The 12,674-nt window shown below is 66.6% G+C and carries 11 protein-coding genes and 1 rRNA gene; all 12 read left to right on the forward strand.

What is annotated here, in order from left to right; translation table 11 throughout:
* Positions 1–14 precede the first annotated feature (14 nt).
* The 12 genes from rrf (at position 15) to AC3IT0_RS07955 (ending at position 12,569) form a co-directional block, all read left to right on the forward strand.
* Positions 15–131: ribosomal RNA gene (gene rrf / locus AC3IT0_RS07900) — 5S ribosomal RNA — on the forward strand.
* 517 nt (positions 132–648) lie between these two features.
* Complete coding sequence (locus AC3IT0_RS07905; RefSeq protein ID WP_489323179.1) at positions 649–2,559, forward strand: tetratricopeptide repeat protein; 1,911 nt, start codon at positions 649–651, stop codon at positions 2,557–2,559.
* A gap of 6 nt (positions 2,560–2,565) precedes the next feature.
* Complete coding sequence (locus AC3IT0_RS07910) at positions 2,566–3,555, forward strand: HAD-IIA family hydrolase (RefSeq protein ID WP_489323180.1); 990 nt, start codon at positions 2,566–2,568, stop codon at positions 3,553–3,555.
* 9 nt (positions 3,556–3,564) lie between these two features.
* Positions 3,565–3,795 carry a hypothetical protein gene (locus tag AC3IT0_RS07915; RefSeq protein ID WP_489323181.1) on the forward strand — a complete coding sequence of 77 codons (231 nt, stop codon included), beginning with the start codon at positions 3,565–3,567 and terminating at the stop codon, positions 3,793–3,795.
* Between the two features lie 2 nt (positions 3,796–3,797).
* A complete protein-coding gene (locus AC3IT0_RS07920; RefSeq protein WP_489323182.1) occupies positions 3,798–4,610 on the forward strand; it encodes a TlyA family RNA methyltransferase in 813 nt (270 codons plus the stop codon).
* A gap of 13 nt (positions 4,611–4,623) precedes the next feature.
* Positions 4,624–5,649, forward strand: a complete 1,026-nt coding sequence (locus AC3IT0_RS07925) for an NAD kinase (RefSeq protein WP_489323183.1) — start codon at positions 4,624–4,626, stop codon at positions 5,647–5,649.
* Between the two features lie 3 nt (positions 5,650–5,652).
* Positions 5,653–7,392, forward strand: a complete 1,740-nt coding sequence (gene recN, locus AC3IT0_RS07930) for a DNA repair protein RecN (protein WP_489323184.1) — start codon at positions 5,653–5,655, stop codon at positions 7,390–7,392.
* Between the two features lie 88 nt (positions 7,393–7,480).
* On the forward strand, positions 7,481–9,226 hold the full coding sequence (gene pyrG / locus AC3IT0_RS07935) for a CTP synthase (RefSeq protein WP_489323185.1): 1,746 nt from the start codon (positions 7,481–7,483) through the stop codon (positions 9,224–9,226).
* Between the two features lie 25 nt (positions 9,227–9,251).
* Positions 9,252–9,914, forward strand: a complete 663-nt coding sequence (locus AC3IT0_RS07940) for an NUDIX domain-containing protein (protein WP_489323186.1) — start codon at positions 9,252–9,254, stop codon at positions 9,912–9,914.
* Complete coding sequence (gene xerD / locus AC3IT0_RS07945; protein ID WP_489323187.1) at positions 9,914–10,897, forward strand: site-specific tyrosine recombinase XerD; 984 nt, start codon at positions 9,914–9,916, stop codon at positions 10,895–10,897. The genes AC3IT0_RS07940 and xerD overlap by 1 nt, the downstream gene beginning before the upstream one ends.
* A 221-nt stretch (positions 10,898–11,118) precedes the next feature.
* Entirely contained in the window at positions 11,119–12,033 is a 915-nt protein-coding gene (locus AC3IT0_RS07950) for a sigma-70 family RNA polymerase sigma factor (protein ID WP_489323188.1), read from the forward strand.
* Positions 12,034–12,083: 50 nt separating this feature from the next.
* Positions 12,084–12,569 (forward strand): 8-oxo-dGTP diphosphatase, encoded by a 486-nt coding sequence (locus AC3IT0_RS07955; RefSeq protein WP_489323189.1) that lies wholly within the window; start codon positions 12,084–12,086, stop codon positions 12,567–12,569.
* Positions 12,570–12,674: the final 105 nt, after the last annotated feature.

The raw sequence follows: 12,674 nt of genomic DNA on the forward strand, positions 1-12,674 counted from the left end.
TGCGGAGCAAGGGTTACGGCGGTCATAGCGTGGGGGAAACGCCCGGTCCCATTCCGAACCCGGAAGCTAAGACCCACAGCGCCGATGGTACTGCACCCGGGAGGGTGTGGGAGAGTAGGTCACCGCCGGAACATCATTACAGGTCGAGAGCCCCCCAACCACCAGGTTGGGGGGCTCTCCCACATTAACCACCACAACCAAAAACACCCCTTCTCACCGGACACACGGCACGCACCCAACCGGCCACCGCCGTCGAACGCTCTCTCACATCCTGCCGTGAATTCCCACACCCTCTCTCACCCCTCACAACCAGCCGCGCATACCAGGCACCCCGCCGACGTCGGAAACTGCTCCCGTGCGGTCGTATGGACACAGGAACTGAGAGAGCGTCGCCTGGAAACCTTCTTTACGTGAGAGAGCGTCCACCGGAAACCCACATTAAGTGAGAGAGCGTTGGCTGGGGGTGTGAACATTCCCACGACGGCGGCCTGGAGGCGGATCCATGTCATCTGTCGGTGGTGTCTCGCCTAGAATTGACTGAGATGTACGGACTTCGAAGCGCTTGATTTTCGGGTGCGTAGGATAACGAAGCACGTAACGAGCGGCTGCGATTGCGCCAGTGGTCGGCTCATAACAGGAGGAATCCACATGGCTGAGCACAACGGCGGCAACCGCGGCGGCAACGACCGCGGTCCTTTCCGCGGCAATAACAACTCCGGCGGCGAGCCGCGGGGTTTCCGCTCCCGCAACGACCGTAACTCCGACGGTCCGAAGCGCGCCCCTGGTTCCGGGGAACGCAAGCCTTTTGGTGATCGTCCGCGCCGTGAAGGTGACGGCGAACGTCGTGCCTTCGGTACTGGAGAGCGCAAGCCCTTTAGCGGTGGCGGAGACCGGAAGCCGTTCACAGGTGGCGGTGAGCGCAAGCCTTATGGTGACCGGGACAAGAAGTCCTTTGGTGATCGTCCGCGCCGTGAAGGTGACGGCGAACGTCGTACCTTCGGCGGTGGCGAGCGCAAGCCCTTCAGCGGTAGTGGGGACCGCAAGCCGTTCAGTGGCGGTGGCGAGCGGAAGCCGTATGGCGACCGGGACAACAAGCCGTACGGTGATCGTCCGCGCCGTGAAGGCGACGGTGAACGTCGCAGCTTCGGTGGCGGAGACCGCAAACCGTTCAGCGGCGGCGGTGAGCGGAAGCCTTATGGGGACCGTGACAACAAGCCGTACGGTGACCGTCCGCGCCGCGAAGGCGACGGTGAACGTCGCAGCTTCGGCGGTGGAGACCGCAAACCGTTCAGCGGCGGCGGTGAGCGGAAGCCTTATGGCGACCGGGACAACAAGTCCTTTGGTGACCGTCCGCGCCGCGAAGGTGACGGCGAGCGTCGTGGCTTCTCCGGCGGCGACAACCGCAAGCCGTTCGGTGACCGCCAGGACCGCGCCCCCCGCAGCTTCGACCGTGGCGATTCCGGCCCCCGCCAGTTCGGCAGGGACCGTCCGGAGGACCGCCCGGCCCGTGTACCCAACGCGCGTGACCTGCGCAGCGCCAACCGCCCCGACCGCGAACGTTCCCCGGAAATCGATGAGGATGTCACGGGTAAGGAACTTGACCGCGCCACGCAGCACCAGATCAAGACCCTGGAAGACAAGAGCGCCGAGTGGGTTGCCCGCCACCTCGTTATGGCCGGACGCCTGATCGACGAAGAGCCCGAGCTGGCTTTCCAGCATGCCCTCGCCGCGAGCCGGCGAGGTGGCCGGCTGGCAGCCGTCCGGGAAGCCGTCGGACTCACCGCCTACGCCGCAGGACACTACGGCGAAGCATTGCGCGAATTCCGGACCTACCGCCGCATCAGCGGTTCGAACGTCCACCTGCCCGTGATGGCAGACTGCGAACGCGGACTTGGCCGTCCTGACCGTGCCCTCGACGTCGTACGTTCCGAGGAAGCCAAAGACCTGGACGCCCCCGGCAAAGTCGAGCTGGCCATCGTGGCTGCCGGGGCCCGGACTGACCTCGGACAGCTGGACGCTGCCGTAGCAGAACTGGAAATTCCTCAGCTGGACCTGAACCGGGCGTTCTCCTACAGCCCGAGGCTGTTCCGGGCGTACGCAAACGCCCTGTCCGCCGTCGGCCGCGAAGACGAAGCGGCAAAATGGCAGAAGCAGGCCGTTGTGGCGGAAAATGCCTTGGGCCTCGGCGTCGATGAGGAACCCGACATCGTGGACCTCGGCTGGGACGAGGAAGAGGAAGCCCGCGAGGAAGCTCAGCGCCGGCGTCTGCTGGAGCGCGCTGCCGCAGGCCCCGAAGCCGCTGCCACCACGCCCGCCGCCCGGACGGAAGAAGCCGCGGACAAGACCGCCGCTGCGGCCGCCGGTGTGGATGCAGCCATCGATGACGTCGAATCGGATTACTTCGAGGCCGATGACGCCGAGTCTGACGAGGATTCCGTCGAATCAGACGAGCTGGAAACCGGCGACGCCGAGCACAGCGAAGAAGTGGATGATGACGGAGCGCACGGCGAAGCAGACGACAGCAACACCGATGGCCACTCTGACGGACGGGACAGCTAGCCCGCTATGACTGAAGTTCCCTTGATTTCCCTGTTCGACGCCCTTTTGGCGGACCTGGACGGCGTGGTCTACGCCGGGCCGCACGCCATCCCCGGCGCCGTGGACTCGCTGCAACAGCTGGAGGGTTTGGGCATTGGCCTGGGATATGTCACCAACAATGCCTCCCGCACTCCGGCGCAGGTCGCCGCGCATCTCCGTGAACTGGGTGCACCGGCAGACGACAACCAGGTGGTCAGTTCCTCGCAGGCCGCGGCCGAACTCCTGGCATCCCTCGTCGCCCCCGGAGCGCGCGTGCTGATCACCGGCAGCCCCGCCCTGGCGCAGGAAATCGACCTGGTGGGACTGACGCCTGTCTACAGCCAGGATGAGGATCCGGTGGCCGTGGTCCAGGGATTCAATCCCGGGATCGGCTGGAAAGACCTTGCCGAGGCGGCGTTCGTGGTGTCGGCCGGAGCACTGTGGATCGCTACCAACACCGATATGTCCATTCCGCAGGCCCGGGGCATGGCCCCGGGCAACGGCACGCTGGTGGCGGCAGTTGCCGCCGCCACCGGACAGACTCCACGGGTTGCCGGCAAGCCGGAGGCTCCGCTCTTCCACGCCGCCGCCAAACGGCTCGCGGCTGACCGCCCGCTGGTGGTGGGGGACCGCCTCGACACCGACATCCTCGGCGGCAACAACGCCGGGTTCGCCACGGTGGCCGTGCTGACCGGCGTCGATACCCGGGAAACCATCCTGGCCGCGCGTACGGCTGAACGCCCGGACTATGTCATCAACGAACTCAGCGACCTCCACCGCCCCTACCCGGCCGTGGACCACACTGACGGAACGCACCGCTGCGGGGACTCCACCGCGCGGGTCAGCGGTGAAACCATCCACATCACCGGCAGCGAAGGTGACCTGGATTCGTGGCGGGCCGCCTGCGCCGCGTGGTGGACCGCGGTCCCTGACGCCGCCCTGCCCACCGAGCCAAAACTCGAGTGGCGCAATCACTAGACTGGTCCAATGACTGAGCTGAACGAAGCGCACCATCCGGAAGCAGCCCAGCCAACGCCGGAATGGCCGGACACAGCTGCACCGGCAACCACCGATCCGTCTGTTGCCGCCTTAGCGGCCGCGCTGGACGGCGTCGAGAAGTTGCCCGTAGCTGAGCATGAAGCCGTTTACAGCGACCTCCACGATGCCCTGCTGCACGCGTTGAACGAAGAGGCCCCAAACGGCGAAGGAGAAGCTTGAGCATGGCACGACTTGACCAGGCGCTCGTCGCCCGCGGCCTGGCCCGGTCCCGGACCCACGCTGCATCGTTGATTGCCGAGGGCAAGGTGAGCTCGGCCGGGCAGATCCTCTCCAAGGCGTCCCTCCAGGTGGACGACGGCAAGGACCTATCAGTCGAGCACACGGAAGAGGACAGCTACGTCAGCCGGGCCGGACACAAACTGGCGGGCGCTCTGGACGTATTCCCGGAGGTCACGGTTGCGGGCAAGAGGTGCCTGGACGCCGGCGCCTCCACCGGCGGCTTCACCGAGGTGCTCCTGCGGCGCGGTGCGGCACACGTGGTGGCGGTCGACGTCGGGCATGACCAGCTGGTCCCGCAGCTCCGCGCCGATGACCGCGTAGCCGTTCATGAAGGCATGAACGTGCGGTACATGGCGCCGGCGGACATCGGCGGACAGGCCGAACTCACGGTGGCGGACCTCTCCTTCATCTCGCTGACCCTGGTGGTCCTGCCCCTGGCCCTGTGCACGCAGCCGGGCGGTGACCTGGTGCTGATGGTGAAGCCCCAGTTCGAGATCGGCAAGGACCGGCTGGGGCGTACCGGCGTGGTCAATTCCGAGCGCGAACGCCGGATGGCCGTGGAAAAAGTGGCCAATGCAGCGCTCGACGCCGGACTGGACCTATGTGGCTTAGCGGCCAGTCCGTTGCCGGGCCAGGACGGAAACGTCGAATACTTCCTGTGGATAAAGCGCAGGATGACCGAAGACCTGCCTAAGATCGAAGAGCGCCTCGCAGCCCTTGACGGATTGCTTGGCCGAATCTGGCCGAACCACTAGAAAGCGGAACCCGATGAGCAGGCGAGTACTTGTCCTTGCCCACACTGGCCGCGAGGAATCACTGAAGGCCGCCTGGGAAGCCTGCGCCCAGCTGCATGATTCCGGCATTGTTCCCGTTATGCAGGAATCTGAGCTGCGCGACATGGAAAGATTCTTCGGCCAGCTCAGCCAACCGGTGGAGATTCTCCACGACCACGTACAGTTGCCGGACGTCGAGCTGGTGATGGTCCTGGGCGGTGACGGCACCATCCTGCGCGCCGCCGAGCTGGTGCGGGAGGTGGACGTACCCTTGCTGGGCGTCAACCTTGGCCACGTGGGCTTCCTGGCCGAGAGCGAGCGGGCAGACCTGGCCCAGACGGTGGAGTGGATTGCCCGCCGCGACTACACGGTGGAAGAGCGTATGACCATCGACGTCCAGGTGTGGGTCCGGGGCCAGAAGATCTGGCACACCTGGGCACTGAACGAGGCCGCGATCGAAAAAGGCAACCGCGAACGCATGATCGAGGTGGTGACAGAAGTGGATGAGCGCCCGCTGACGTCCTTCGGCTGCGACGGTGTGGTGGTGGCCACCCCCACCGGCTCCACCGCGTATGCGTTTTCGGCCGGCGGCCCCGTGGTCTGGCCGGAGGTTGAGGCCCTGGTGATTGTCCCCATCAGCGCCCACGCGCTTTTCGCCAAACCGCTGGTGGTGTCGCCCCGGTCCCGGCTGGCCGTGGAAGTCCTCACCCGCACCGGTGCCCAGGGTGTGCTGTGGTGCGATGGCCGGCGGTCCGTGGACTTGCCGCCCGGCGCCCGGGTTGAAGTGACCAAGTCCGCCACACCGGTCCGGCTGGCCAGGACGCACCAGACGCCCTTTTCAGCGCGGCTGGTCCGCAAATTTGAACTCCCCATTCACGGCTGGCGCGGGCCCGTGCCGCAGTCGGAGACCATCCACACCGGACCCATCCCGATCGTCCGGACGCCGCGGCCCAGGCCGCCGCTCCAGCTTGCCTCCGGCGACCAGCCGGAGGACGAAACCGATCCCGCGACCGCAAAGTGAACCATGCTTGAAGAACTGAGAATCCGCGATCTGGGCGTCATCACCGACGCCACGCTGCCGCTGGGCCCCGGGCTGAGCGTCGTTACCGGCGAAACCGGTGCCGGCAAAACGATGGTGGTCACCGCCGTCGGCCTCCTGCTGGGGGCCAGGTCCGACGCCGGGGCGGTCCGGAGCGGGGCGAAAAACGCCACTGCGGAGGCCGTCCTCAAGCTCGACGCCGGGCATCCGGCTGTTGCCCGTGCAGCGGAGGCGGGTGCCGACGTGGAGGAGTTCGACGGCGGCGCTGAGCTCATCCTCGCGCGTCGCCTCGGTGCGGATGGGCGCAGCCGTGCCTTCCTGGGCGGGCGGGCCGCCCCAGTGGGCGTCCTTGCGGAGATCGGTGAAACCCTCGTGGTGGTCCACGGCCAGTCGGACCAGATCAGGCTGAAGGGGGCGGCCGCCCAGCGCGCCGCCCTGGACAAATTTGCCGGCGATGCACTGGCGGGCCCGATGGCCTCCTACCAGGCGCTCTACAGCCATTGGAAGGCCAGCCAGGCGGAGCTGGAAACCCTGCGCAGCGCCGCCCGCGACAGGCTCCGCGAGGCCGAGTCGCTGGAAGTCGCCCTGGCCGAAATCAGCAATGTGGATCCGCAGCCGGGGGAGGACGAGTCCCTCAAGGCGGAGGCTGTGAAACTGGCCAACGTGGAAGAGCTCAGGATCGCCGCCAACACGGCCCATCAGGCGCTCATCGCGGAGGACTACGGTGACGCGGGCGACGCCACCACCCTCGTGGACGTTGCGAAAAGGACTTTGGAGCACGTGGCCGAGCACGACGCCGAACTGGGATCCGCCGCAGCGCGCCTGGCCGAAGTGGGCTTCCTGCTCAACGACATCGCCACGGAGCTGGCCAGCTACCAGGCCGGCCTGGACTCGGAGGGCCCGGAACGCCTCGCCGAGATCGAGGACCGGCGGGCCGCCCTGGCCACGCTGGTCCGCAAGTACGCCCCCAGCATTGACGAAGTCCTGGTGTGGGCGGAAAATGCCCGGGTCCGCTTCGACGAGCTGCAGGACGACTCCACCAGGATCGAAGCCCTGGACGCGGACGTGGTCCGGACCGAAGCGGAACTGCAGAAGCAGGCTGCCGCCGTCAGTAAGATCCGGGCCAAGGCGGCCAAGGACCTGTCCGGCCGGGTGAGCTCGGAGCTGAAGGCACTCGCGATGGCTGACGCCACCCTGGTGATCACCCGTGAGGCGGCTGCTCAGCTGACACCGCATGGAGCGGACGAGATCGCGTTCCTGCTCCAGCCGCACTCCGGAGCCCCGGCCCGTCCGCTGGGCAAGGGCGCCTCCGGCGGCGAGCTGTCCCGCGTGATGCTGGCCATCGAAGTGGTGCTGGCCGCGGTGGATCCGGTGCCTACGTTTGTGTTCGACGAAGTGGACGCCGGGGTCGGCGGACGGGCCGCCGTCGAAATCGGCCGCCGGCTGGCCATGCTGGCACAGCATGTGCAAGTCCTGGTGGTCACGCACCTGCCGCAGGTGGCAGCCTTCGCGGACCAGCACATAACCGTCACCAAGACATCCGTCAGGGGGGCCGACGGCGGCACCGCCACCGGGTTCACGTCCAGTGACGTTCGCCTCCTCGACGGCCCGGAGCGCGTGCGGGAGCTCGCCAGGATGCTGGCCGGCCAGGAGGATTCAGAATCGGCCCAGGCACACGCCCAGGAGCTGCTGGACGACGCAAAACTGCTGCCGCAGCGGGCCTGACCACCCGAACCACTTGCTCGCACGGCGCCTTGCCCTGCACACTGGATCATTTGGGGATACAGTTCCTGATCGGGGAAAGGCTCATTTGATGATAGGCTCGAATTCCGTGGTGCAGCGATCAAATTCCCGTGTAAATTCCCGGTTCCCGGGCTCGTCCAAGACGACCAAACACATCTTCGTAACCGGTGGTGTGGCGTCCTCGCTCGGTAAGGGACTGACGGCTTCGAGCCTCGGTCACCTCCTGCGGGCACGCGGCCTGTCTGTAACTATGCAGAAGCTCGATCCCTACCTGAACGTGGATCCGGGCACGATGAACCCGTTCCAGCACGGCGAGGTTTTCGTCACCGACGACGGCGCCGAGACGGACCTGGACATCGGACACTACGAGCGGTTCCTCGACGAAAACCTTGAGGGCTCAGCCAACGTGACCACCGGCCAGGTCTACTCCACGGTGATCGCCAAGGAACGCCGCGGCGAATACCTCGGCGACACCGTCCAGGTCATCCCGCATATCACCGATGAGATCAAGCGGCGCATGCGGCTTCCGTCCGAAGGAAAAAACGCGCCGGACGTCATCATCACCGAAATCGGCGGCACCGTGGGCGACATCGAGTCGCAGCCCTTCCTCGAGTCGGCCCGCCAGGTCCGCCAGGACATCGGCCGCGGCAACGTCTTCTTCGTCCACGTCTCCCTGGTGCCCTACATCGGGCCCTCGCAGGAACTGAAGACCAAGCCGACGCAGCACTCCGTGGCAGCCCTGCGCTCCATCGGCATCCAGCCCGAGGCCATCGTGATCCGCTCGGACCGCGAAGTCCCCGAACCCATGCGCGCCAAGATCGGCCGCATGTGCGACGTCGATATCGAAGCCGTCATCGGCTGCCCGGATGCCCCCAGCATCTACGACATCCCCAAGACCCTGCACACCCAGGGCCTGGATTCCTACATCGTCCGCGCCCTGGACCTGCCGTTCAAGGACGTTGACTGGACCAGCTGGGACAAGCTCCTCGAAGCAGTCCACAACCCCAAGCACCACGTGGAAATCGCACTGGTGGGCAAGTACATCGACCTGCCGGACGCCTACCTTTCCGTGACCGAAGCCTTGCGTGCCGGCGGCTTCGCCAACGAGACCAAAGTCAAGATCCGCTGGGTACCGTCGGATGAATGCGAAACCCATGAAGGCGCCGTGGCGTCCCTGGACGGTGTGGACGCCATCTGCGTTCCCGGCGGCTTCGGCATCCGCGGCCTCGAAGGCAAGCTCGGCGCCCTGAAGTACGCCCGCGAAACCAAGCTGCCAGTCCTGGGCCTGTGTCTGGGCCTGCAGTGCATGGTGATCGAATATGCGCGCAACGTGGTGGGCCTCGAGGGCGCTTCCTCGTCCGAGTTCGAGCCGGATTCGAAATACCCGGTGATTGCCACCATGGAAGAGCAGCTGGACATCGTGGACGGCAAGGGCGATCTTGGCGGCACCATGCGCCTTGGCCTGTACGAGGCAAAGCTCGACGACGGCTCGGTCATCGCAGAGACCTACGGGAAAACCACGGTCAGCGAACGCCATCGGCACCGCTACGAGGTCAACAACAAGTACCGCGACCAGATCGCTGCCGAGGGCCTGGTGTTCTCCGGAACGTCGCCGGACGGCAAGCTCGTGGAATTCGTTGAGCTGCCCCGCGAGGTCCACCCGTTCTACGTGGCAACCCAGGCGCACCCCGAACTGAGCTCACGGCCCACGCGGCCGCACCCGCTCTTCGCCGGGCTTGTCAAGGCCGCCCTGGACCACCAGATCGCACAGGACGAGCCGGCAGCCAAGCCGTCGCGCACGGTTGCCGCAAAATAGAACCGAATACGTAGAGGACGGCGCGATGCCCGGCACACCTGAAACCCCCCAAGCTGCACGGCAGGTTTCGGATGCACCGAGCCCGCGCCGTCTTCTGTCTACGGAGAAGGTCTATGAAGGCCGGATCTGGGATGTGGTCAGCGACAGCTTCCAGCTCAGCGAGACAGGGGAGTCCCTGACCCGCGACTACATCGACCACCCTGGCGCCGTGGCCGTCCTGCCCATGAACGATGCCGGCCAGGTTCTGCTGATCAAGCAGTACCGGCACCCCGTGGGCATGGACCTTTGGGAAATCCCTGCCGGCCTGCTGGATGTGGAAGGCGAAGATTTTGTGGCGGGGGCTGCCCGCGAACTCGCCGAGGAGGCGGATCTCGCGGCCGGCGAGTGGAACGTCCTGGTGGACTTCTTCAACTCGCCGGGCTCCTCCAGCGAGGCCATCCGCATCTACCTCGCCCGGGACCTCACGGAAGTGCCGCACCACGAACGCCATGAGCGGACTGATGAGGAAGCCGAGATTGAATTCCACTGGATCGCTTTGGACGACGCCGTGGCCGCGGTCCTGGAAGGCAAACTGCACAACCCGTCCGCCGTCGTCGGAATCCTGGCCGCCGCCGCGGCGAAGGCCGACGACTTCGCCGGATTGCGTCCAGCCGATGCACCCTGGCCTGCGCACCCCAGCCAGCGTTGATGACGGCGGGTACTGAGGCGGAAGCCCCGACGCCCCCCGTCCGGCCACAGACCGCCATCGACCGCGCCATCACCGAGTATCTGCAACACATGGGCGTGGAACGCGGCCTGGCCGCCAACACACTCTCCGCCTACCGCCGCGACCTGGCGCGTTACTCCCGCTACGTGACGTCGGAGGGCTGCCCGGGCCCGGGCCAGATCACCCGCCACCACGTGACGGGGTTCGTGATGGCCCTCAACGACGGATCCGACGGCGGCACGGCCCTTGGCGTCCGGTCTGCCGCCAGGACTGTGGTGGCAGTCCGGGGACTGCACAAGTTCTGGGCACTCGAAGGGATTACGACGACGGATCCCGCCAGCGACGTCCACCCGCCCATGCCGGGCAAGCGGCTGCCCAAGGCCATCAGCGTGGACGAAGTCACCCGGATCCTTGAAGCCGCGGCCACTGACACCGCCACAGGGCTCAGGGACCGCGCCCTGCTCGAATTTCTCTATTCCACCGGGGCGAGGATCAGCGAGGCCGTGGGCCTGGACGTTGACGACATTGCCCTGCACGAGGCCGAAGCCGGACCCGCCGTGGTCCGACTGTTCGGCAAGGGATCAAAGGAACGGCTGGTGCCGCTGGGATCCTATGGGGCGCGGGCTGTGGACGCGTACCTGGTGCGTGGCCGTCCGCTCCTGGCGGCGAAGGGAAAAGGAACGCCCGCCCTGTTCCTGAACGCCCGCGGCGGAAGGATCAGCCGGCAAAGCGCCTGGACCATCCTGAAGGCGGCCGCGGCCAAAGCCAACATCACGAAGGATGTTTCCCCGCACACCCTGCGGCACTCCTTCGCGACGCACCTGCTCGAAGGCGGCGCTGATGTCCGCGTGGTGCAGGAACTGCTGGGGCACGCCTCGGTCACCACGACGCAGGTCTACACCCTGGTCACCGCCGACACGCTCAGGGAAATTTACGCGGCAGCCCACCCCCGGGCGCTGGGCTGACAGCAGGATCCTGCCGTTTCCGAGCCGGAGAATAATTTTCCCGCCTGCGTGTAAGAAACAGGGCATCACAGCATTTCACGCGCGTCTACCGCTACATTGCCTACCGCATCAACGACCTGCCGCGCGCCGAGGAACTGGCGGCGGACGTCTTCAGGATCGCGTGGGAGAAGCAGCCGGCGGAACCGCCCGGCATAGGTTGGCTCCTCGCGACCGCCCGCAAGTTGCTCAGCAACGAGTACAAGGGCCGGCGTCGTCGCCTCGAACTCGTCGAACGGCTGAAGGACCAGGCGCGCAGCGGTGCTCCCCGCTCCAACGATGAACAACAGGCCGCTGTGGCCGATGTCCTGCTGCGGCTCAATGCGCGGGACCGGGAGGTCCTGATGCTGAGCTACTGGGACGATCTGACCACCGCCGAACTGGCACAGACGCTGGGGTGTTCCCCGTCGGCCGCCGCCCGCTCTATCGCCTTTTCTGACGACCCCAGTGTGGTGCCGCTGGCACGGCGCAGGTCCGCGGGCCGGACGGCGGCCCGGGCAGCAGTGGTCACTCTTGCGGCGGCGGCAGTGGTTGGTGCCGTTGTGGTGGCCGGCGGCATGGGGGCGCCGCAGCCGGCGCCCGCGCCGGCGGGCACCTCCAAAGCAACCCCTGCCCCGAGCGCCATCGCCACCGAACCCGCGCCGTCGCCGTCGGCCAGTCCTTCCGCCACCACACCCGCAGTCCTGACAACAGACGGCATCCCGTGCACAGTGGCCAACATTGACCAGCTGCTGCAGACGCAGGCGCCTGCCATCGAGCCGATTCCCGAAGCGGAGCAGCACTACTACACCGTGCTGGGGTGCGCCGACGGCTGGCTGGCCTACTCGATTTCCGACCACGGCGTCAGGGCCCTTCAGCTCGACGGGGGCAACGCCTGGTACCACATCGCCCGGCTGCAGAACGGCCGCTTCCTCTTCGATGTACAGGCGCCGTGGTCCACTGTGTTCAGTTGGAAATTCCAGGCCTTGAACAACGACGTCTCGCAGAACGGCGTGCGGGTTACTGCGCAGGAAGCGATGGACCAGGAATTTGCGCAGAAGGGGATCCCTGTGGAGCTCCGCACGCAGCTTGTGGGGGAAGGCCCGGTGGACGCCGGCTGAGCTCGGAAGCCGCCGGAGATTGCCGGCGGCAAGGCTATAAGGTTGGGGGCATGACGTTTACCCCTGTCACGCTGTGCTTCCTCACCCGGGAGTCCGCCGGTGTGCCACAGGTCCTGCTGGGCCTGAAGAAGACCGGCTTCGGCCGCGGCAAGGTGGTGGGACTCGGCGGCCATGTTGAGCCGGGGGAGACGGACGCCGAGGCTGCCTGCCGCGAAGTGCACGAGGAATCCGGCCTTGTGGTCCGGCAGGAGGACCTGCGCGACGCCGGCGTGGTGATCTTCGATTTCCCGGCCCGGCCGCAATGGAATATGAGCACCCGCCTGTTTGTGGCGGAGCGCTGGGACGGTGAGCCATCCGAAAGCGCGGAGATCCGGCCGGAATGGTTCGACGTCGGCGCCTTGCCTGTGGAGCGGATGTGGCAGGACGCAGAACATTGGCTGCCGCTTGCGCTTGGTGGGTCGTTCTTGCGCCTGACGGTGGTCCTGAACGATGACAACGAGACCGTCCGTGAAGTGCTGGACTACACGACCCGCTGAAGCCGATGCGCAAACGGCGGGCCGGCCACCTTCAAGGTGACCGGCCCGCCGCCGTACGGTTGGGCCCACGCTGGCGGGGGACCCGAACCGAGCTTGCGAGGTTTG

The organism is Pseudarthrobacter sp. KH_020_B (assembly GCF_057840185.1).

Excerpts from the sequence above, each read along its gene's own strand:
- AC3IT0_RS07905 (WP_489323179.1), top strand. The coding sequence starts at position 649 with ATGGCTGAGCACAACGGCGGCAACCGCGGCGGCAACGACCGCGGTCCT.
- AC3IT0_RS07910 (WP_489323180.1), top strand. The coding sequence starts at position 2,566 with ATGACTGAAGTTCCCTTGATTTCCCTGTTCGACGCCCTTTTGGCGGAC.
- AC3IT0_RS07915 (WP_489323181.1), top strand. The coding sequence starts at position 3,565 with ATGACTGAGCTGAACGAAGCGCACCATCCGGAAGCAGCCCAGCCAACG.
- AC3IT0_RS07920 (WP_489323182.1), top strand. The coding sequence starts at position 3,798 with ATGGCACGACTTGACCAGGCGCTCGTCGCCCGCGGCCTGGCCCGGTCC.
- AC3IT0_RS07925 (WP_489323183.1), top strand. The coding sequence starts at position 4,624 with ATGAGCAGGCGAGTACTTGTCCTTGCCCACACTGGCCGCGAGGAATCA.
- recN (WP_489323184.1), top strand. The coding sequence starts at position 5,653 with ATGCTTGAAGAACTGAGAATCCGCGATCTGGGCGTCATCACCGACGCC.
- pyrG (WP_489323185.1), top strand. The coding sequence starts at position 7,481 with ATGATAGGCTCGAATTCCGTGGTGCAGCGATCAAATTCCCGTGTAAAT.
- AC3IT0_RS07940 (WP_489323186.1), top strand. The coding sequence starts at position 9,252 with ATGCCCGGCACACCTGAAACCCCCCAAGCTGCACGGCAGGTTTCGGAT.
- xerD (WP_489323187.1), top strand. The coding sequence starts at position 9,914 with ATGACGGCGGGTACTGAGGCGGAAGCCCCGACGCCCCCCGTCCGGCCA.
- AC3IT0_RS07955 (WP_489323189.1), top strand. The coding sequence starts at position 12,084 with ATGACGTTTACCCCTGTCACGCTGTGCTTCCTCACCCGGGAGTCCGCC.